Origin of the sequence: Paraburkholderia phenazinium, assembly GCF_900100735.1 — a bacterium.
Classification (GTDB): Bacteria; Pseudomonadota; Gammaproteobacteria; order Burkholderiales; family Burkholderiaceae; genus Paraburkholderia; species Paraburkholderia phenazinia.
Genome location: NZ_FNCJ01000012.1, coordinates 216,529 through 235,339, shown reverse-complemented (window position 1 = coordinate 235,339; position 18,811 = coordinate 216,529). Strand labels below are relative to the sequence as shown.

Annotated in this window: 21 protein-coding genes and 1 tRNA gene; 10 read left to right on the top strand and 12 right to left on the bottom strand. The window is 61.3% G+C overall.

What is annotated here, in order from left to right:
- Positions 1–94 precede the first annotated feature (94 nt).
- The gene (locus BLQ92_RS25075) at positions 95–1,168 is read right to left on the bottom strand and encodes a glycosyltransferase family 2 protein (RefSeq protein ID WP_090687753.1); all 1,074 of its coding nucleotides are present in this window, start codon (positions 1,166–1,168) and stop codon (positions 95–97) included.
- Positions 1,169–1,618: 450 nt separating this feature from the next.
- Between BLQ92_RS25075 and BLQ92_RS25070 the strand changes: the two genes are divergently transcribed.
- The 3 genes from BLQ92_RS25070 to BLQ92_RS25060 all read left to right on the top strand — a co-directional run bounded on the left by BLQ92_RS25070 (position 1,619) and on the right by BLQ92_RS25060 (position 5,198).
- Entirely contained in the window at positions 1,619–3,256 is a 1,638-nt protein-coding gene (locus BLQ92_RS25070) for a hypothetical protein (RefSeq protein WP_090687751.1), read from the top strand.
- A 17-nt stretch (positions 3,257–3,273) separates the two neighbouring features.
- Positions 3,274–4,518, top strand: a complete 1,245-nt coding sequence (locus tag BLQ92_RS25065) for an acyltransferase family protein (protein WP_090687746.1) — start codon at positions 3,274–3,276, stop codon at positions 4,516–4,518.
- Between the two features lie 293 nt (positions 4,519–4,811).
- Positions 4,812–5,198 (top strand): hypothetical protein, encoded by a 387-nt coding sequence (locus tag BLQ92_RS25060; RefSeq protein ID WP_175772293.1) that lies wholly within the window; start codon positions 4,812–4,814, stop codon positions 5,196–5,198.
- Positions 5,199–5,209: 11 nt separating this feature from the next.
- On the opposite strand, the gene BLQ92_RS25055 is transcribed toward BLQ92_RS25060, so the two are convergent.
- Both BLQ92_RS25055 and BLQ92_RS25050 read right to left on the bottom strand, forming a co-directional pair.
- Positions 5,210–5,548, bottom strand: a complete 339-nt coding sequence (locus BLQ92_RS25055) for a DMT family transporter (RefSeq protein ID WP_090687742.1) — start codon at positions 5,546–5,548, stop codon at positions 5,210–5,212.
- A gap of 4 nt (positions 5,549–5,552) precedes the next feature.
- Positions 5,553–6,050 (bottom strand): heme-degrading domain-containing protein, encoded by a 498-nt coding sequence (locus tag BLQ92_RS25050; protein ID WP_090687739.1) that lies wholly within the window; start codon positions 6,048–6,050, stop codon positions 5,553–5,555.
- A gap of 222 nt (positions 6,051–6,272) precedes the next feature.
- Here BLQ92_RS25050 and BLQ92_RS25045 point away from each other — a divergent pair.
- Positions 6,273–6,349, top strand: a tRNA-Met gene (locus tag BLQ92_RS25045).
- Positions 6,350–6,497: 148 nt separating this feature from the next.
- On the opposite strand, the gene BLQ92_RS40155 is transcribed toward BLQ92_RS25045, so the two are convergent.
- Both BLQ92_RS40155 and BLQ92_RS25040 read right to left on the bottom strand, forming a co-directional pair.
- A complete protein-coding gene (locus BLQ92_RS40155) occupies positions 6,498–6,653 on the bottom strand; it encodes a hypothetical protein (RefSeq protein ID WP_175772294.1) in 156 nt (51 codons plus the stop codon).
- 188 nt (positions 6,654–6,841) lie between these two features.
- Positions 6,842–7,126 carry a hypothetical protein gene (locus tag BLQ92_RS25040; RefSeq protein ID WP_090687735.1) on the bottom strand — a complete coding sequence of 95 codons (285 nt, stop codon included), beginning with the start codon at positions 7,124–7,126 and terminating at the stop codon, positions 6,842–6,844.
- Between the two features lie 113 nt (positions 7,127–7,239).
- Between BLQ92_RS25040 and BLQ92_RS25035 the strand changes: the two genes are divergently transcribed.
- Both BLQ92_RS25035 and aat read left to right on the top strand, forming a co-directional pair.
- On the top strand, positions 7,240–7,785 hold the full coding sequence (locus BLQ92_RS25035; protein WP_090687731.1) for an NUDIX hydrolase: 546 nt from the start codon (positions 7,240–7,242) through the stop codon (positions 7,783–7,785).
- Positions 7,786–7,796: 11 nt separating this feature from the next.
- Positions 7,797–8,546 carry a leucyl/phenylalanyl-tRNA--protein transferase gene (gene aat / locus BLQ92_RS25030; RefSeq protein WP_090687728.1) on the top strand — a complete coding sequence of 250 codons (750 nt, stop codon included), beginning with the start codon at positions 7,797–7,799 and terminating at the stop codon, positions 8,544–8,546.
- Positions 8,547–8,639: 93 nt separating this feature from the next.
- On the opposite strand, the gene BLQ92_RS40150 is transcribed toward aat, so the two are convergent.
- Both BLQ92_RS40150 and BLQ92_RS25025 read right to left on the bottom strand, forming a co-directional pair.
- Complete coding sequence (locus BLQ92_RS40150) at positions 8,640–8,792, bottom strand: hypothetical protein (RefSeq protein ID WP_175772295.1); 153 nt, start codon at positions 8,790–8,792, stop codon at positions 8,640–8,642.
- 10 nt (positions 8,793–8,802) lie between these two features.
- Positions 8,803–9,366 carry a hypothetical protein gene (locus BLQ92_RS25025; protein ID WP_143016662.1) on the bottom strand — a complete coding sequence of 188 codons (564 nt, stop codon included), beginning with the start codon at positions 9,364–9,366 and terminating at the stop codon, positions 8,803–8,805.
- Positions 9,367–9,732: 366 nt separating this feature from the next.
- On the opposite strand from BLQ92_RS25025, the gene BLQ92_RS25020 reads away from it, so the two are divergent.
- From BLQ92_RS25020 to BLQ92_RS25005, 4 genes are all read left to right on the top strand, one after another.
- Positions 9,733–10,560 carry an arginyltransferase gene (locus BLQ92_RS25020; RefSeq protein WP_090687719.1) on the top strand — a complete coding sequence of 276 codons (828 nt, stop codon included), beginning with the start codon at positions 9,733–9,735 and terminating at the stop codon, positions 10,558–10,560.
- Positions 10,561–10,688: 128 nt separating this feature from the next.
- Complete coding sequence (locus BLQ92_RS25015; RefSeq protein ID WP_090687714.1) at positions 10,689–11,711, top strand: quinone-dependent dihydroorotate dehydrogenase; 1,023 nt, start codon at positions 10,689–10,691, stop codon at positions 11,709–11,711.
- 145 nt (positions 11,712–11,856) lie between these two features.
- Positions 11,857–12,654, top strand: a complete 798-nt coding sequence (locus BLQ92_RS25010; protein ID WP_090687711.1) for a cystine ABC transporter substrate-binding protein — start codon at positions 11,857–11,859, stop codon at positions 12,652–12,654.
- A 168-nt stretch (positions 12,655–12,822) separates the two neighbouring features.
- Complete coding sequence (locus tag BLQ92_RS25005) at positions 12,823–13,482, top strand: amino acid ABC transporter permease (RefSeq protein ID WP_090687708.1); 660 nt, start codon at positions 12,823–12,825, stop codon at positions 13,480–13,482.
- Between the two features lie 119 nt (positions 13,483–13,601).
- On the opposite strand, the gene lepB is transcribed toward BLQ92_RS25005, so the two are convergent.
- The 5 genes from lepB to BLQ92_RS24980 all read right to left on the bottom strand — a co-directional run bounded on the left by lepB (position 13,602) and on the right by BLQ92_RS24980 (position 18,810).
- Positions 13,602–14,294, bottom strand: coding sequence for a signal peptidase I (gene lepB / locus BLQ92_RS25000; protein ID WP_090687705.1), 693 nt, complete (start codon positions 14,292–14,294; stop codon positions 13,602–13,604).
- A gap of 185 nt (positions 14,295–14,479) precedes the next feature.
- On the bottom strand, positions 14,480–15,511 hold the full coding sequence (locus BLQ92_RS24995; protein WP_090687701.1) for a Gfo/Idh/MocA family protein: 1,032 nt from the start codon (positions 15,509–15,511) through the stop codon (positions 14,480–14,482).
- A 107-nt stretch (positions 15,512–15,618) separates the two neighbouring features.
- Positions 15,619–16,338 carry a FadR/GntR family transcriptional regulator gene (locus tag BLQ92_RS24990; RefSeq protein ID WP_090687696.1) on the bottom strand — a complete coding sequence of 240 codons (720 nt, stop codon included), beginning with the start codon at positions 16,336–16,338 and terminating at the stop codon, positions 15,619–15,621.
- A 365-nt stretch (positions 16,339–16,703) separates the two neighbouring features.
- Entirely contained in the window at positions 16,704–17,264 is a 561-nt protein-coding gene (locus tag BLQ92_RS24985; RefSeq protein WP_090687692.1) for a flavin reductase family protein, read from the bottom strand.
- Complete coding sequence (locus BLQ92_RS24980; RefSeq protein WP_090687689.1) at positions 17,236–18,810, bottom strand: mannose-1-phosphate guanylyltransferase/mannose-6-phosphate isomerase; 1,575 nt, start codon at positions 18,808–18,810, stop codon at positions 17,236–17,238. Before BLQ92_RS24980 ends, BLQ92_RS24985 begins: the two co-directional genes overlap by 29 nt.
- Position 18,811: the final 1 nt, after the last annotated feature.

Here is an 18,811-nt window from a genome sequence, read left to right as displayed (position 1 = left end):
TCAGTTAGCGAGCTGCGGTTGAGCCCCAGTGCCCCGCAGAGCCTATGCCCCGATCCCCCCGGCATAGGCGATACACCTTGCGGCCAGCCACGCTTCAGGCATTGCTCGCACCGGCGTTCTGGTAACGATCTTTGACCAGATACACAGGGCGCTTTTTGGATTCGGCGTAGATACGCCCGATATACTCGCCAAGCACGCCGATGCCGATCAGTTGCACGCCGCCCAGCAACAGCACAACCGTCAGAATGGACGCGTAGCCCGGCACCGCGACGCCTTGAATCAGGGTTCGCGCAATAAGAAACGCCGCGTAGAGGAAGGCGGTGAAAGCAACGGCGCTACCGATATAGGTCCAGACGCGCAGCGGCAGCGTACTGAAACTCGTGAATCCTTCCAGGGCGAAGTTCCATAACTTCCACCCCGAAAACTTGGTCTTGCCGGCAGCGCGCGGCTCGCGAACGTAGTCCACCACCGCCGTTCGATAACCGACCCAGGCGAACAGGCCTTTCATGAAACGTCGTGTTTCAGGCAAGCTTCTCAATGCATCGGCGACCTCACGTGTGATCAGCCGAAAGTCTCCGACGTTCTCAGGGATGTGGGTATCGCAAACAGCATTGTGCATGCGGTAAAACAGTGCTGCGGTTCGCCGCTTCAGATAGGAATCCGAATCGCGGTTGCTTCGTCTCGCCAGCACGACGTCGTTGCCCTCTCGCCATTTTTCGACGAGCCTCGTGATGACATTGGGCGGGTCTTGCAAGTCGGCGTCGAATGGAATGAGGATGTCGCCGGTCGCTTCATCCAGGCCCGCGGATAATGCAGCCTCTTTGCCGAAGTTGCGGGTCAGGTCGATCACCCGGATGCGGCCATCGGCATCCGATCGCGCTAGCAGCCTGCGCAACGTGCTATCGCGACTTCCGTCATTCACACAAACCACCTCGAAGCGCAGATTCTCAAGTGCCTCCAGCACTGGTAGCGTGGCATCGAAAAACTGTCCGATCATCTCCTCTTCGTCATAGAAAGGTACGACGAGCGACAGCAGCGGAGTGCCTGCGGAATCGTCCTTCGCAATCGGTAACGAAGCGATTCGAGTTTCGGCAGAGGCTGACAGCTCCGAACGCCGCTCCCGCAATAGAGGCGCATCAAGCAGGTGTTCGCGGCCGATATAGTTCATGATTCGCCTCTTTGAGACAAGCAACCACAAAACCAGAACATCGGTCGCTTACGCGCCGGCCCTGGATATTGCGAATCAATGTAGTCGAGATCGCCCCGAAGGTTTGTTCGCCCCCCCACATTGGCTGCAGACCTCTGCGCGACTCCGCATGGCGCGGTTCCCTGGCGGGGCGTTGCCAGGCGTCCCCCGGCGCTTACTCACTCCCCATTCAATCCGCGTGTGTTACCGGGCGAACAATGGACGAGGGACCGCTAACCTAAGATTGGCTGCAATGCATTTCATCGTGCCATTTGCTTTGACGCTTCGGTGGCGATACGAGGATTGCGGCATGCTCCTGTGCCCGGAGCACCGTGCTGCCGCGGATGATCGACTCGCTAGCGATCGCGCTCCTCGCTCCGGGGCGGGAGCTGGCGCGCGCAATCCCGTTACGGATACCGACCGAATCAGAACATGAAGCTACCGGCTAAATACATCGCAAGATCGATCGAAGCCATCGATCTTGCGTCAGTCATCGGGGTGCTGGCAATTCTTGTGGCTGGACTGGTGGTGATAGACAAGTTCCCGCCTCTCGCCTGGGTGGACATTATCGTTGACGACGCATACTACTACCTGGGAATCGCCAGGAACCTGGTCGACCATGGCAGCAGCTCTTTTCTGCCCCCGTTCGAAACAAATGGGTATCAGCCATTGTGGATCGTCCTGCTATCGGGCTCAGCCTTGCTGTTTGGTACGGCCAGCAAGGCCATGGTCGTGCAGATCTATACACTGTCATTTGTATTCATTCTGCTGTTCTGCCTCGCGTCGAAAATTCGATACGGCACAGTCTTCCCCGCAGTCACCTGCACAGCGCTGTTCTTTCACGTGATGGCAGTTGGAATGGAAACCACGATGATTCCATTTCTCTTCATTCTTTACATGAACACAAGGAAATGGCGCTGGAAAGGAGTGTTCGGATCTGCCCTGTTCTTTGCCCGACTCGACGCGCTATCCCTGATCGTTGCCAGCGATATATTCGATCTCATCAAGAACAAGAAAATAGATTTTAGAAAATACATTATAATCGTTCCGCCAATCCTGCTTTATTGCGCATTCAACCTCCATTACTTCGGAACGGCCGTCCCTGTATCCGGACTGGCGAAAGCGATTGGCAACGTAAAGGGCGAAAATCTCGCGACGGGAGCAACTTATTTTTCATCCATCAAAGGTGCAATTCCTATTATTGCTGGAATTCTCGCCTACCTCTTTTTTAAAATAAAATCGTTTCAGCTCAGATATCTCAAAGAGATCACCATCACGCTAGTCGCCGCCCTGATGTGCGCAGCATATTATTCGATCAACTCCGGATGGTCCGTCTGGGGATGGTACTATTGGCCCATCCTGCTCCTGACGTACTATCTTATTCTTGAAGCAGTATTTATCATAAAAACCCACTGCACAGCAACTCCCAGCACATCCATTCTTTCATTTTTTATAATTGGCGTAGCACTCATATATTTATCAAAGCCGTCGCTCGGCTTTGCATTTCACAGAATTGCGACGCTAACTCAATTTACGGATGCCCCTCAGCAACACCCCACTGCTGCGCGCGAGAACGTCCAGCTCGTCTCCTATTTACGTACGCAAAATATCAAGCCAGGATCATTTTTTGCAATGGGCGACCGCGCGGGATCGTTTGGCTTTTTCCTTGGAAACGACTACCGCTTCATCCATACGGAGGGCCTGGTAGGACCGTATTCCTATTACCAGGCAATGCGAGCCGACCGAGGACGCGATTTCATCGACAATCTCAAGCTGGACTACTTCGTTGTGGACAGAGGAAAGCTGATTGTCGACAAAGACGTGATAGGGGTCATCGAACCGGTCCAGCCACTCTCGTCGCGATTCGGAGATTACGTCCTATGCTTCACAACCGATGGAATCATTCTCGATCAGAGTTATTACAATCCTGATCATTTTTTCCAGCAACGTTATCTTATTGATTTCAAGAAACGAACGGATTGCTCCAGATACATCAACGAAGAATTCGCCTCGCTAAGAAGCCGCTATGGCGCAATCATGAATTTCTCGTTTCCAGGCAATCCGGGGTAGATCAAAAGGGGAATCGCATGGGCTCAGAGTTGATTGACGCCGAAATCCACGGGCCGTGGTACGTCATACCAGTCCTCGCTGTGCTCCTGTGGCTCTTTTCATCTCGCCACTTCACGTTTCTTGACGAGCCCGCCGCGAAAACGGATGCCCGCTCGCACACAATCGACGGCTTGCGCGGGTTCCTTGCACTGGGCGTCTTTTTTGCCCACGCGACCGCGTACCATGCTTACCTGTTACATGATCAATGGGGAGCGGGGCCGAGTGTGTTTTTCAATCAACTCGGCAATATCGGCGTTGCGCTGTTTTTCATCATTACCGCCTACCTTTTCTGGGGAAAAGCCATAGCGGCGGGCGACAACATCAAAACCCGCGGAGAATATGGACGATATCTGCTGTCGCTCTATACCGCCCGGCTGTTCCGCATCGCGCCTTTGTACTATTTTGTCGCTGGCGTCATGTTCCTGATCGTTCTGACGGTAACCGGACCGCACCTGAACGTGACTGCGCTGCAGCTTATCAAAGAAGTATGCAACTGGATGCTCCTCGGACTGGGGGCAAACGTCTGGATCAACGGGTACGGCGGCCCACCGGTCATGTTCGGCATGGTCTGGACACTTCAATGGGAATGGTATTTTTATTTTTCGCTTGCGGCGACCTCATTGCTTGCCTTTTCCAGAAAGCTACGCCCTATTTTCCCGGTCGGAATCCTCATCGCATCCGCGTCCCTCTTGTTGTTCCACGTATTCTCAGGCGCACTATATTTTCTGTTATTCAGCATTGGTATGATCTTTGCGGCGTCACCTGAATACCCCCTCAGGCGAACCGGCTCCGCCAGCATGCAGTCGATTGCTGCGGCGGGACTGATGCTTGTCGTTTACTTCGGCGTTGTGGCCGCCCACCTTGTGATTCAAAGCATCCTGCTAGCGGCCCTGTTTTTCCTGATCATGAATGGCTGCGACCTGTTCGGACTATTGAAGACGCGGGCTGCGCAACGCCTCGGGACGATCAGCTACAGCATTTACCTCACCCATGGCATATGCTTGCACTTTATCTTTGCAAACGCCTGGCTGAGGGCTTTCGCGCTTGAGTCTGCAACACAATACTGGTGTGTCGTATTGCTGGCAGCGCTGCTGGTCACCGGCCTGTCGTCAATGACTTTCAGATTCATTGAAAAGCCGGGGATCACGCTGGGCCGCTCGTTGCTGCGTCGATCCGGACTGTCGAGAAGCAACCGGAAATCCCAGTCCGCAGCCACAGCCTGAGACTGACAGCTCGCCACGGCGCAAGCGGCACCCTTGTTCGCGGCAGCCCGCGACTGGGTGCTCGCCGCGCCTCGCCTCGCACGGCGCGGCACGGCGCGGCACGGCATGGCGCGGCGTATTCTTCATCCGCACCGCTCTAGTAGCGTCCCATCCTCAACAAACGCTCGCGATCTTTCGGCACCTTGAATTGGTTCGAGTGTCGAACCGCTTCAGGACTGAACGTCGACCGAATGGCGCCAGCCCGCCATAAGCCGACGCCGCCGCTATCGCAATCTGTCTCGAGAGGTCACACCATGAAGCATCTTACGCGACGCTTTCACTCGATTTTCCGCTCCCGTGCCGCAGCAGCAGCGCCCGGTCTCCCGCCGATCAGCGCACGTATGCCTGCCCTGCTGGTTGCCACGCTGAGCGCTGCCGCGCTGGGTGCGTGCGCCTCGTCGAATACCACCTCTCTGATCAACCTGCCGAGCGGCGAGACCGGTTTTGCGGTCAACTGCAGCGGCGCCGACGCCAGTTCCAGTTGGGCCTCCTGCTACGTCGAGGCCGGGCAAGCATGCGGCGCAAACGGCTATGAGATCATTTCGAAAGACAACGACCAAGGCGGTGCTGCCGGCGGCAGCGTCACCAATGTCGTTTCGGCAAACGTGAAGAACCGCTCGATGATCGTGCGTTGCAAGTAAAGCGGGCTATCTCAATGCGCCTGCATCTTTGAGAACAGATTCAGCACGACCACGCCGGAAATGATCAGGCCCAGCCCGACGATGGCAGGCCAGTCCGGCACCTGGCGGTACAGCACAAGCGCGACCAGCGTAATCAGGACGATGCCGGCGCCTGACCAGACCGCGTAGACGATGCCGACCGGAATGCTCTTGAGCGTGAGAGAAAGACAGTAGAAGGCCACTCCATAGCCCAGCACAACGATCACGCTGGGCAACAGGCGCGAGAAACCCTCCGCCGCGCGCAGCGCCGAGGTGGCAATCACTTCGGCGACGATGGCGATGGCGAGCAACGCATAAGGAGGCGCGCGCATGGGTTCAGGCCTTTGCAAGCGCAAGCTTGCTGTAGTCGTGACCGAGGTGTGCACACAGTGCCTCGACGACCAGCTCGTGATCGGCTCGCTGCGGCAAGCCGGACACCGTGATCGAACCGATCACGCCGGCGCCCGCGACCGTCAATGGAAACGCCCCGCCATGCGAGGCGTATTCATTGAGCGGCAAGCCATGCTTTTCGGCGAGCGTGCTGCCCGCCTGCTGCATGCGCAAACCGATCGCATAAGAACTGCGCCGGAAATGCGCGACCACATTCCCCTTGCGACGCGCCCAATCGGCGTTATCGGGTGTCGCGCCGGCGAGCATGCTGAAGAAGAGCGGCTGACCGAAGGTACGCACGTCGATGGCAAGGGCGAGGCCGCGCGCTTTGCCAAGCTCGTGCAGATAGGCGCCGACCTGCCACGCACGGTCGGCGTCGAAATGGGGGAACACGAGGGTGTTTTCCTGAGCAAGAACCGACTGCAGATCGTGAGCGATGTCCATGGGCGGGAGAAGAACAAGAGAAGGATGCGCCTGCGCGACTCGTCGGATCCCAACGTATATCCAGCAGATCCAATGAGTGGCGACGCAGCAGATGGAAAGCGGATTCTAGCGCAGCACCGACGCAGAGCCGCCTGGACGCGCCATCACCTATTTCTTGAAGTCTGTTCTTAAAAAGGTATTGCACGGTCCAGCGGTTTGTCCTATAATCTTTTCTTCGACGGACGCGGGGTGGAGCAGTCTGGCAGCTCGTCGGGCTCATAACCCGAAGGTCGTAGGTTCAAATCCTACCCCCGCAACCAAGCAGCTAATCAAATAGCTCACGTCGAAAAACATCAAGGGCTTGCCTAACCGGCAGGCCTTTTTTGTTTGCGCCCCTCGCTTGCTTGTCGCTTGTACCTCTCTTCCCATCTTTACCTCCGCCTGGCGCTACGTCCCGGCGCGTGCCCACTAAAAATCCTCCGCCATCGAGAACAGCGCCATGACTCCTGCTGTACTCAGAATCAAGCGGTTACCTGACAGCAGCGCGTACAGCAACTGATCTGAAAACAGCGACACCCCCAATCCACACAGCGGAAAAATGCAGACGCCGTTGGTAAAGTCCATCGCCGTTGTCCGGCAGAAAAAGGCTCGCATGGGATGTACCGATCGAGCCGAACGCCGAGCGGGCATGTGCACGCGTTTGATATAGCGCGCCCATGACCACGCAACCGCAATCAAGTAGGAAAAGTCATCAACTCAACTCCCATCAATCTGTAGTCCGAAAAGAGACATGCCAACTCAACGAGACGCGCTCAGACGATATTAAACACTTTGAGCGATGCCGCTCCCGCGCCAATCACGGCGCCCACCGTATGCATGTCCACTGACCGGTCGATCCAGCCGAAGAAAATGCTAGCTGTAAGCCCACCGACCGCCGCGCAACCGGTAACAATCCGAAGCCGATAGAAGATGTTTTTCTCGCGCATGATGTCTTGCTCCCACTGTGTCCCAAATGCATTCACCGGAACGGGTGAATAGAGTAGCAATCCTAACGCAATTGCCATCGCGTTGCTAAGCGCTTGCGTCGAATTAGCCATTCGGCCAGGTTTTCGCCCCCTCGCCACCTGCAGCTTAGGTCTGCCGCGCACGCTCCCGTCTTGAAAGCTCGCCCTGGTGATAAACTCCTATCACCACTCTTCGTCCCCTTCCTATGAAATTCTGTTCTGTCTGCGGCCACGTGGTCAGCCTGAGCATTCCTCCGGGCGACAATCGCGAGCGCTTCGTCTGCGCCAGTTGCGGTACCGTGCACTATCAGAACCCGCGCAATGTGGTCGGCACAATCCCGGTCTGGGACGACAAGGTGCTGCTATGCCGCCGTGCGATCGAACCGCGCTACGGCTACTGGACCCTGCCCGCCGGCTTCATGGAAATGGGCGAGACCACCTCCGAAGGGGCTTCGCGCGAAACCCTGGAGGAAGCCGGCGCACGCGTCGAGGTGCAGAGCCTGTTCTCGCTGCTCAATGTGCCGCATGTGCATCAGGTGCATCTGTTTTACCTTGCGCGGCTGCTTGATCTCGACCTCGACGCCGGCGAGGAAAGCCTTGAAGTGCGCCTCTTCGAGGAGCACGAGATTCCGTGGGACGACATCGCGTTCCCCACGGTCGGCCAGACACTGCGCTTCTTCTTCGCTGACCGCCGCGCGGGCAGCTACGGCCTGCACACCGGCGACATCTTCCGTTCGCTGCGCGAAGGCTGAGCGGCACACGCATGGTTCCCTGGCTCGGACCCGACGATCCGTTCCCTGCCGTCGAGCGTGCGCTCGGCGCGGCGAGCGGCGCGCCGGGCCTGCTCGCGGCCAGCGCGGACCTGCTGCCGTCGCGCCTGATCGACGCCTACCGGCGCGGCATCTTCCCGTGGTATTCCGACGGCCAGCCGGTGCTCTGGTGGAGCCCCGATCCGCGCATGATCCTGCGGCCGGCAGAATTCAAGGTTTCACCCTCGTTGCGCAAAACCTTGAAGAAGGTACTGCGCGAGGACTCGTGGGAAATCCGTGTCGACCACGATTTCGCGGCAGTGATGCGCGCCTGCGCCCAGGCGCCGCGGCGCGGCCAGCGCGGCACATGGATCACCGCCGACGTCGTGGATGCCTATTCGTCGCTGCATCGCACGGGCGATGCCCACAGCATCGAAACCTGGTTCGAGGGCAAGCGCGTGGGTGGTCTGTACGGCGTGTCGTTCGGGCGGATGTTTTTCGGCGAATCGATGTTTGCCGAGGTGACCGATGCGTCGAAAATGGCGCTCTCCGCGCTGGTCGGACACTTGCGGCATCACGGGGTAGAGCTGATCGATTGCCAGCAGAACACGTCGCATCTGGCTTCGCTGGGTGGTCACGAAATAGCGCGCAAAGCGTTCATTGCGCATGTCCGCTCGACTGTCGATGCGGAGCCGATCCCCTGGCGCTTCGACAAGACGGTGCTGGAGGAGGTCCTGTCGAAATCCGCCGCGGCGGGTTCATGACATGACAGGTCTCGAGGCGAGCACGGGTCGGCGTTGAAACCCGAGGCGCAAAAAAACCCGCACGCGCGGGTTTTTAGAGGGGTGAAATCGCGGTCACTTGACGTGCAAAATCAACACTGCCATCGCGATCGCAGCGAGCAATGAGCCGATCACAGACACCTTTGCGCTCGTCACGAGCATGCGCTGATTAGCTTGCGCTTCGACCAGGCTAATGGTCCTGCGGGTTTCAGTGGGTAGAAAATCCATATTCTCTCCGTCAACTGGTGGCGTAATGCACACCTGCAGCCGTCAAAAATGCTATCACACAAACCGCGGCCGAACACTTGCACACGAAGACATCCTCCGGGGTCGGCGCATGCCTCGTGGGGATAAGTGACGTCTGCTGCGCAACGGCTTGCGGATTCGGCTGCTGCTGCGCGGTAGTCGTCACCAAAGGAATCGTGCCAACCCCTGCGGCAAGTGCCGCGACTATGGCGACTACACCCAATAACATCAACATCCAGACGTGCCACAGTCTTGGCTGCCCACTCGTCACCGCCTTGACTACTTCGGCCACGGCTCCAGCGATCCAGCCGAGCGCGATAAAGCCGAGCGCCCCGCCTCGGTAAGCATCGAAGTACTCGACGTTGGCGTTCGTCCGCCCCGCCTTCCTCGCCCAGTGAATCACGGTGATGACCAGCAGCGGCGCCAGCGCCCCAACGAGCACGTTTGAGCCGACCCAGCCGAACCAGTCGCCGAAAATCGCCGTCGTCGTCGCGGCTTCGCTAGCACAGCCCGCTGCCTCTACCACCGACGCAGCACCTGCCGTTATAGCTGCCACGATCACATTGCCTCTCTTGGAACTTGTACGAAATCCAGGGCCCGGCGCCCCTCCCGCCCCAAACCCAGCGCTCACCGAAGATGCGCTCATGATGATACTGACCCTGTTTCACCCCGTCGAGAAGATAGCCAATCGGCCAATTCCCGCCCATAGCGCACGTTCTCAATATGCCCTTTGTCGTCACCGCGTCACGAAAGCCCAAGCTTTTTATGCCATCAGGTCTCACCCGAGGAAACAAACCGGCACGCTCCGCAATATACTTGTCACTAATGCCCGGTCCGGCACGGACGATGAAACGGCCACACCGGGGCGCGCTGCCATTGAAACCGGTTTGAAAGACCCAAAGACGCTTCGAGAGCTGCCAACGTGACGCACCCCAACGAGCTGCCGCTTTCACCTCTTTCCGCGCTGCAATTCTATGCAACGGCGCCGTACCCCTGCAGCTATCTGGAGGGGCGCGTGGCACGCTCGCAAGTCGCCACGCCAAGCCATCTGATCAACTCCGACGTCTACACCGACCTCGTCAAGGCCGGCTTCCGGCGCTCGGGTGTGTTCACCTACCGCCCGTATTGCGACGGCTGCCGGGCCTGCGTTCCGGTGCGCGTGCCGGTCGACCTGTTTCAGCCCAACCGCACGCAACGCAAGGTATGGAAAAAGCATGGCGGCCTCGTCGCCACGGTCGCCCCGCTGCACTACGACGAAGAACACTACGCGCTCTATATGCGCTACCAGTCGGCGCGCCACGCCGGCGGCGGCATGGATCGCGACAGCCGCGACCAGTACGAACAGTTTCTGCTGCAAAGCCGGATCAACTCGCGCCTCGTCGAATTCCGCGAGCCGCTCGCCGAACACCCGGACGCTCCCGGCCTGCTGCGCATGATCAGCATGATCGACATCCTCGGCGACGGGCTCTCGTCGGTCTACACCTTCTTCGAGCCGGATCTGGCGCACAGCAGCTTCGGCACCTACAACATCTACTGGCAGATCGAACAGGCGCGCAGCCTGCGGCTGCCCTACGTCTACCTCGGCTACTGGATCCGCGAGAGCCAGAAAATGGCCTACAAGGCCAATTTCCGCCCGCTGGAAGGCCTGATCGAAGGCACGTGGCAAACGCTCGATCCGCATAACCCCGAGCTGCCGCCGGTCGACGCAGCCATCCAGGGCCGGCGCGGCCCGGTCCGGCTGCAACGCTGAGCGCACACGGCGAGAAAAACGCCCAGCGCCGCACACGTCACGACCCCCAGGCCTGCCGCGCTCCCTGCCGTCTCGTTAAAGCCGGTAAAATGGCGGGTTACCATTTTTAAGCCGACGGCTTTCGTCCCGTGTTCAGTTCCCTCTACCCGCTCGTACGCGCCCAACTCTTTCGCATGGACGCGGAAGACGCTCACCACCTGACGTTGCGCCTGCTCGGCGCGGCCGGCCGCACCGGCATCGCGGGCGCGCTTGCGCCGCGTGTGCCCGACGCGCCGCGCACCGTGATGGGGCTGACCTTCCGCAACCCGGTGGGGCTCGCCGCGGGGCTGGACAAGGACGGCGCGTGCATCGACGGGCTGGCCGCGCTCGGCTTCGGCTTCATCGAGGTGGGCACGGTGACGCCGCGCGCCCAGCCGGGCAATCCGCGGCCACGCATGTTCCGCCTGCCCGAGGCCGGTGGCGTGATCAACCGCATGGGCTTCAACAACGCCGGGGTCGACCAGTTCGTCAAGAACGTGCAGGCCGCGCGCTATCGCGGCACGCTCGGCCTGAATATCGGCAAGAACGCCGACACGCCGATCGAGCGCGCCGCCGAAGACTATCTGTACTGTCTCGAGCGCGTCTATCCGTTCGCGAGCTACGTGACGGTCAACATCTCGTCGCCGAATACCAAGAACCTGCGCCAGTTGCAGGGCGCCGGCGAACTCGATGCCCTGCTCGCCGCGCTCAAGGACAAGCAGCAGCGCCTCGCCGACCTGCACGGCAAGCTGGTGCCGCTCGCGCTGAAGATCGCCCCGGACCTCGACGACGAGCAGATCAAGTCGATCGCCGATACGCTGCTGCGCCATCGCTTCGAAGGCGTCATCGCCACCAATACGACGCTCTCGCGCGCCGCCGTCACGGGGCTGCCGCACGCCGAGGAAACCGGCGGCCTGTCGGGCAAACCGGTGTTCAACGCGTCCAATGAAGTGATCCGCAAGCTGCGCGCCGAGGTTGGCGATACGGTGCCGATCATCGGCGTCGGCGGCATCTTCTCCGGCGAGGACGCGCGTGCCAAGCTCGCCGCCGGTGCGGCTCTGGTGCAGCTCTATACCGGCTTCATCTATCGCGGCCCGGCGCTGGTGGCCGAATGCGCTCAGGCGCTGGCGTAAACTGAGGGGATGCCTGTCCGGCCAAGGCTAATCCAGGTTATATAGGCATAAACAAACGGTATTTAAGTACTGATAGTCTGTTTTGTTATCCTTTCCGCTGTTAAAACTGCCCTCCCCGGGCAATAAGCACGAATAAAGGAACACGATGAAATTTGGCTTGCTGAAAAAAATCCTGGTGGCGGGTCTGATTGGCGCCTCGTTCACGGCCACGGCTGCCCACGCGGAAGACCTGCTCGATCAGGTCAAGCAAAGCGGCACCTTGCGCATCGGCCTCGAAGGCACGTTCCCGCCGTTCAACTCGAAGGCGCCCTCCGGTGAGCTGGTCGGCTTCGACGTGGATATCGCCAAGGCGGTCGCGGCGAAGCTCGGCGTGAAGCCGGTGTTCGTGACCACCGAGTGGAGCGGCATCATCGCGGGTCTGCAGGCAGGCAAGTTCGACGTGATCGTCAACCAGGTCGGTATCACCGATGCCCGCAAGCAGGTGCTCGATTTCTCGCCCGGCTACACCTTCTCCGCTGCGCAACTGATCCAGCGTAAGGACGACACGCGCCAGTTCAAGTCGCTCGAAGACCTGAAGGGCAAGAAACTCGGCGTGGGTCTCGGAACGAACTATATGGACATGGCTAAGTCGGTGCCGGGCATCGACGTCAAGACGTATCCGGGCGCGCCCGAGTACCTGGCGGATCTCGCCGCCGGGCGTCTGGACGCCGCGCTCAACGACCGTCTGATGCTTGCCTATCTGCTGAAGACCTCGCCGCTGCCGCTGCGCACCGGCGCGATGGTCGGCACCGGCACGCCGTCGGGCATTCCGTTCAAGAAGGGCAATCCGAAGTTCGCCAAGGCGATCGACGATGCGATGACCCAGCTCGAAGCCGACGGCACCTTCGCGAAGATCTCCGACAAGTGGTTCGGCATCGACGTGACCAAGCCCATCGCGAACTGATCGCGCCGGCTGAAAGACCCGGCGTGGGACACAGGGCGGCATCCTCGCGATGGCGCTTTTTTCTTTGTAGACGCGCCAGGCCGCGCTGCTCTCGCATGCGCGCAATTGCCTCCCCGCGCCACGACCCGTTTATCATGTGCGCTTTGTTGCGCATAACACTCACCGCCCATGTCCACCACTTCCCTGCTCGTCCAATCGCTTCCGGTGCTCGCTCAGGGCGCTGTCCTGACGGTCAAGTTCGCGGTCTTGTCGATGATCTTCGGATTGCTGGCAGCCAGCGTACTCGCCGTGATGGGGATCAGCCACAACCGCGTGTTGAACTGGATCGCGCGCATCTATGTGAGCCTCATGCGCGGCACGCCGCTGCTGGTGCAGATCTTCGTGATCTATTACGGCTTGCCGAGTCTCGGCATCTCGCTCGATCCGACGCCTGCCGGCGTGATCGCGCTGTCGGCGAACGTCGCGGCTTATCTGTCGGAGAGCATGCGCGGCGCGATCCTCGGCGTGCATAGTGGCCAGTGGCTGGCCGCCTATAGCCTTGGCCTGTCGCGGCGCCAGACCTTGCGTTTTGTGATCGCGCCGCAAGCGTTGCGCATTGCCGTGCCGAGCCTCTCGAACAGTCTGATCAGCCTCATCAAGGACACCTCACTGGTGTCGGTGATCACGGTGACCGAGTTGCTGAGAAGCGCGCAGGAAGTGATTGCCTCGACCTATCAGCCACTGCCGCTGTACCTCACAGCTGCGGCGATTTACTGGGTGCTGTGCCAGGTGCTCGAATGGATCCAGCACTGGTACGAACAGCGTCTTGCGCTGCCCACGCGGCACTGAGCCGCGTGACGGCCGGCCATGATCCGGCGGCCGGCGATCCGGCGGCCGGCGATCCGGTGGCCGGGCCAGCATGAGCGCTTGCACTCACGCTCAAGCATGGCCGCCTTGCGCAGCGCTGCTTAACGCGCCGCCAGCGGCGCATCGAGCCGGGCGCCGAAGCGGCTAAAGCGCGGCTCGTAGTAGCGATCCGGGTCCAGCGAGAACGCGACGCGGCGCGTGCGCCCCATCAGCTCGCCACGCGGGAAAAAGCCGAAGTAGCGCGAGTCCGCACTGTTGTCGCGATTGTCGCCGAGCATCAGGTATTGGCCCGGCGGCACGATCACCGGCCCAAACGAATTGCGCGGACTCGGCGACTCGGGCGAGAGCCGCACCGTATGCTCGACACCGTCGAAACGCTCGGTCAGATAGTCGCCTGGAGTTGCTGCATCGCCCGGCAACGGGCCGAATTTGAGCGGCTGATAGTCAGCGCGCACCCCGTTCACATACAGCACGTTATCGCGCATCGCCACGCGGTCGCCAGGCAGGCCGATCAGCCGCTTGACGATCAGTTCATGGGCGGCCGACGAATCGATCGTGACAATGTCGCCACGCTGCGGGTCATGCAGATGCGCAATCGCGATGTGGGTGAGCGGCACGCGCAGATCGTAGGCCATCTTGTCGACGAGGATGCGGTCGCCTTCGCGAATGGTCGGCAGCATCGAGCCGCTCGGCACGACGTTCCAGTCGGCGATGGCGCTGCGGAACAGCACCATCAGCACGAGAAACGCGACAAGACTCTTGTTGTCGCGCCATAGTTTTCCAAGCATGCGCATCGCAGACGGCTCCGGCGGAAGGTAATCGAAAGCTTTGGCGGCGCCACTGCGGCGCGCCCGCGCAAATCGTACCACTGCGGCACGCAGGGGGGCGGCCCGGCGGCTCGGTGCGCGCCTCCAGGCGCTTACGTGCCTCGTCCCGCGAGCGCTTCTCTGCCGCTTATGCCGCCAGCCCTGCCTTCGCCTCACTCCCCCGCGAAACGAAGCCCCAGCGCCGCCCGCGCCGCATCGCTCATCCTGATCATCTGCAAGGATTTCGCATGCGGCATCACCGGGCTCTCCAGTTGCCCGGCACGGATCAGGTCGCAGAAGTGTGCGGTCTCGTAGTTGAGGCCGCCGCCTTCGAACGGCACGTCCAGTTCGACCGCGCGCCCATCGGCATAGCGGACCGTTGCGCGGGCCGGGTTCCACCAGTTCTCATGGATCGTCACGTGGCCACCGGGCGCGAGCAGCAGCGCATCGCCTTTGCCGTGCAGATCGAGTCCGCAGAACAGTTGCGCGATGCCATGCTCATGCTGGCTATTGAGGCTCGCAAAGGTATCGACGCCGGTCGGCCCGAGGCGCCCCAAGGTCTGCACCTCGAGCGGCGCACCGAGCCAGTCGACGGCCAGAAAGATCTCGTAGATGCCGATATCGAGCAGCGCGCCGCCAGCGTGTTCGAAGGAAAACGAAGGGTGATCCGGCGGCACGTTCGCCGCCGAACAGCCGGCTCGCACGAGCCCAATGGGTCCGATCGGATCGGCATCGAGGTGCGCACGCAACGCTCGATAAAGCGGATAGAACGGCGGCTTCATTGCCTCCATGAACAGCCGTTGCGAGCGACGGGCCACCGCCAGCACGCGTTCGAGCTGGGCCGCGTTGATGGTAGCCGGCTTCTCGCACAGCACGTGGAGGCCCGCTTCGAGCGCGGCGATCGCATAGTCGACGTGGCTGTCCTGCAGCGTGGCGATGTAGAGCGCGTCGATGCCGCTCGCCAGCAGCGCCGCGAAGCTCTCGCACACCGTGCCGCCGAATTCCTGCGCGAAGGCCGCGGCCGGTTCGGCACGGCGCGACCACACGGCGGTGAGGCGCGCGGCGGGTACGTGCGCGAGACCCTGCGCAAACCGGCGCGCAATGCGGCCGGTGCCGACAATGCCCCAGCGAATTACGGTAAGGTCAGAAGAGACGGCTTGTTCGAGCGCGCCCCCCGCAGGGGCGGCTTCCAGGGAATGGTTCATTGAACGTTCGGTTTCCGATGCGGTTGAGACGAAGCATCATTGTCGCTCAGGTCGGCACACCGTCGTGCGCCCGCCCATGGCGATGCCAGTCTCGAACGCAAGCACGCTCAACCATGCACCGGCCGCTCGATCGCAAACGTGTTGCCCATCTCTTCCGCGGTGTAATCGATCAGCGCAAGCGAAGCCGCTTCCGCGGCCGCCGGATCGTGCCGCTCGATCGCCTCCACCACTCGCCCATGGTTCGCCACCACGGCCTCCCAGGCGCCCGCCTTGGTCATTACGATCGGATTGACGGCCGCCAGCGCGCCCCGAATGATCGCCGCCATCTGCTGGAAGAACTGATTGCCGCTCGCCACGACGATCCGCGTATGCAGCAGCTCGTCGGCAGCCTGGTAGCCGGGCTCGCCCGGCCTGATCGAGCGGAACGCGTCGAACGCATCGCGAATCGCCGCAACGTCGGCCGCGCTGCCGCGCGCGGCCGCCTGGGCGCACGCCCGCGGTTCGATCAGGATGCGAAATTCGATCACGTCGCGCAGGAACAGCGGATCGGGCTTCGCACGAAAGCGCCAACTCACCACATCCTCGTCGATCATCCGCCAGTCGCGCATCGGCCTGATACGCGTGCCGATCTTCGGCCGCACATCGAGCATGTCGCGCGCAAGCAGCATCGACAGCGCTTCGCGCATTACCGTTCGACTCACGTCGAACTCTTTGGACAACACATCCTGCGGTGGCAGCACGGCGCCATACTTCTCTTCGACGATGCCCGTGACGAGCCCGTCCATCACCTTGCTGACCAACGAACGATCCTTGTTTCCCTGTTCCATGACACTCTCCCCGAAGCGGGTGATCCCCCCGCGTAGCCTGTTAATTTCAAGCGGCCCTCGTGTGTCGTTTTGTGTAGTTGTTTTGTTGTATTAATCGATACGTTGCTTGCTTCAATACAGATGCGCCAGTTGGGAAACTTCCTGACAGGGTTATCCCTCTGAAGAATTGTTTCGTTCATGTAACGCGCGGCCCCTGCAGGCCCAGAAGCTTGCGTATTAAGCGTGCGCGAGGTCTGTAGATTGCATCGTGCGACGACGCACGCAACGTCGACGATTGGCGTATCCGCAACGAATTATGTCGGGCAACGCACTTATCGCCGTGCCCCGCACGGTGCGCGACTTGCCTTGCACGCGGTTGCAACCGCTCAGCAGCGCTCGCACTGGTCTATAGCAACCGACGCGTAGCGTCCGCCAAAAAAGACAAGGGGGGCGTGTTCATCGAGCGAGAACACCAGCACCTCGCCAATGAACAACGTGTGATCGCCGCACGGATGACGGTCGACGAGACGCGCGGCAAAGCGGGCCACCGCGTGTTCGAGCAGGACCACATCGGGCAGGCCGTCGACGGCGGCAAAGCGCGGCGCGAGCGCCGCCTGAGCGTCGCCGGCAAAGTGGCGGCTGTGTGACTCCTGCTCGTCGGAGAGCACGCTCACGCCGAACAGGCTGCTCTCCATCAAACGTTGATGCATGCGGGCGCTATGCCCGACCGAGACCACGATCAGCGGCGGCTTGAGCGAGCCGGACATGAAGGCGTTGGCCGTCATCGCATGCATGTGCTCGCCGCTGCCGGTCGAGATCACCACCACGCCAGTCGCAAAGCGCCCGAGCGCGCGCCGGAAGCTGCGCTCGTCAAAGCCGCCGCCCGCCTCAGGTGGCACGTCTGCAGAGACGGACGGCTCACTGACCGGAAGCACCCTCGCGTTCATCGCCACCCTCCTCGGCACGGCCATATTGATCGTCGAAGCGCACGATGTCGTCCTCGCCGAGATAGCCGCCCGACTGCACCTCGATGATTTCGAGCGGTGTCTTGCCCGGGTTCTCGAGCCGGTGCGTCACGCCAAGCGGAATGTAGGCCGACTGATTCTCCGACAGCAGGAAACACTCGTCACCGCGCGTGACGCGCGCCGTGCCGCGCACTACCACCCAGTGCTCCGCGCGGTGATGATGCATCTGCAGCGACAGGCGGCCACCGGGTTGCACCACGATGCGCTTCACCTGGAAGCGTTCGCCGCGATCGATCGAATCGTAAAAGCCCCACGGCCGTTGGACCTTGCGGTGTTCGTGGACTTCCGGGCCGTGTTCTGCTTTCAGACGACTGACAATGGCCCTGACGTCCTGCACACGATCCTTCGCGACGACCAGCACCGCATCGGCCGTTTCGACCACGACCACGCCCGTTACGCCGACGCAGGCCACCAGCCGGCCATCCGAATGCGCGAAGCTGTCGGTGGAGCTTTCGAACATGACCCGGCCGCGCGCGACGTTGCCGTCGAGGTCTTTGTTCGAGGCTTGCCAGACGGCATCCCACGCGCCGACGTCGGACCAGCCGGCAACCAGCGGAACGACGACGCCGGGCAGACGGGCATCGGTGCCGATGCGCTCCATCACGGCATAGTCGATCGAGTCGGAGGGGCACGCAGACCACGCGGTGCGGTCCAGGTGGAGCGTACCGTCGCGCTCGGTCGAGGCGCGCTCCACGGCGTCCGTGCAGGCTGCCGCGACGGCGGGACGGCAATGGGCAATAGCCGCGAGCCACACAGACGCGCGTACGACGAACATGCCGCTATTCCACCAGTACTCGCCCGAGGCAACATAGTATTCGGCCAGTTCCTGATCGGGCTTTTCGACAAAGCGTTCAATTGAGCGCGCGCCGTGCCGGTCGAGCAGCGCGCCGGTACGGATGTAGCCATAGCCGGTTTCCGCATGCTGCGGCGGCACGCCTAGTGTGACGATTGCGCCATTCGCTGCATGGGCGGCGGCCCGCGTCAATGCGGCGGTAAAGGCCCGCTGATCGGCAATCACATGATCGGCGGGCAAAGCGATGATGATGGGATCGTCACCCGCGGCAGCGGCGGCTCGCGTGGCAAGCGCCGCCACCGTCAGTGCCGGGGCGGTATTGCGCGCGACCGGCTCGAGCAGCATGCGCACCGTGCGGCCGTTTCGCGACAGCTGCTCGGCGGTCTGCGGGCGCAAATCCTCGCCGCAGACGACGAGCGGCGCCGCCTGCGTCAGGTCGCGAACACCCAGCGCCTCGCCAGTGGCGCTGAATACGCCATCGAGCCGTTTCAAGGTGGCTTCGAGCAACGAGTCTTCGCCGATCAGCCCGATCAACTGCTTCGGATAGCACTCGCGCGAAAGTGGCCAGAGCCGCGTGCCCGAGCCGCCCGCGAGAATCACGGGCTGAATCGTCAACCCGGCAGCCGCCTCACCGCCGAGGGCGAACTGCGCGGCGGGCAAGACAAAATCGTTCATT

Excerpts from the sequence above, each read along its gene's own strand:
- BLQ92_RS40155 (WP_175772294.1), bottom strand. The coding sequence starts at position 6,653 with ATGGACTTTACCAACGGCGTCTGCATTTTTCCGCTGTGTGGATTGGGG.
- BLQ92_RS25055 (WP_090687742.1), bottom strand. The coding sequence starts at position 5,548 with ATGCGCGCGCCTCCTTATGCGTTGCTCGCCATCGCCATCGTCGCCGAA.
- aat (WP_090687728.1), top strand. The coding sequence starts at position 7,797 with ATGGTTCCCTGGCTCGGACCCGACGATCCGTTCCCTGCCGTCGAGCGT.
- BLQ92_RS25050 (WP_090687739.1), bottom strand. The coding sequence starts at position 6,050 with ATGGACATCGCTCACGATCTGCAGTCGGTTCTTGCTCAGGAAAACACC.
- BLQ92_RS25070 (WP_090687751.1), top strand. The coding sequence starts at position 1,619 with ATGAAGCTACCGGCTAAATACATCGCAAGATCGATCGAAGCCATCGAT.
- lepB (WP_090687705.1), bottom strand. The coding sequence starts at position 14,294 with ATGCGCATGCTTGGAAAACTATGGCGCGACAACAAGAGTCTTGTCGCG.
- BLQ92_RS25010 (WP_090687711.1), top strand. The coding sequence starts at position 11,857 with ATGAAATTTGGCTTGCTGAAAAAAATCCTGGTGGCGGGTCTGATTGGC.
- BLQ92_RS25005 (WP_090687708.1), top strand. The coding sequence starts at position 12,823 with ATGTCCACCACTTCCCTGCTCGTCCAATCGCTTCCGGTGCTCGCTCAG.
- BLQ92_RS25065 (WP_090687746.1), top strand. The coding sequence starts at position 3,274 with ATGGGCTCAGAGTTGATTGACGCCGAAATCCACGGGCCGTGGTACGTC.
- BLQ92_RS24980 (WP_090687689.1), bottom strand. The coding sequence starts at position 18,810 with ATGAACGATTTTGTCTTGCCCGCCGCGCAGTTCGCCCTCGGCGGTGAG.
- BLQ92_RS25040 (WP_090687735.1), bottom strand. The coding sequence starts at position 7,126 with ATGGCTAATTCGACGCAAGCGCTTAGCAACGCGATGGCAATTGCGTTA.
- BLQ92_RS25060 (WP_175772293.1), top strand. The coding sequence starts at position 4,812 with ATGAAGCATCTTACGCGACGCTTTCACTCGATTTTCCGCTCCCGTGCC.
- BLQ92_RS24990 (WP_090687696.1), bottom strand. The coding sequence starts at position 16,338 with ATGGAACAGGGAAACAAGGATCGTTCGTTGGTCAGCAAGGTGATGGAC.
- BLQ92_RS40150 (WP_175772295.1), bottom strand. The coding sequence starts at position 8,792 with ATGGATTTTCTACCCACTGAAACCCGCAGGACCATTAGCCTGGTCGAA.
- BLQ92_RS25075 (WP_090687753.1), bottom strand. The coding sequence starts at position 1,168 with ATGAACTATATCGGCCGCGAACACCTGCTTGATGCGCCTCTATTGCGG.
- BLQ92_RS24985 (WP_090687692.1), bottom strand. The coding sequence starts at position 17,264 with ATGAACGCGAGGGTGCTTCCGGTCAGTGAGCCGTCCGTCTCTGCAGAC.
- BLQ92_RS25035 (WP_090687731.1), top strand. The coding sequence starts at position 7,240 with ATGAAATTCTGTTCTGTCTGCGGCCACGTGGTCAGCCTGAGCATTCCT.
- BLQ92_RS24995 (WP_090687701.1), bottom strand. The coding sequence starts at position 15,511 with ATGAACCATTCCCTGGAAGCCGCCCCTGCGGGGGGCGCGCTCGAACAA.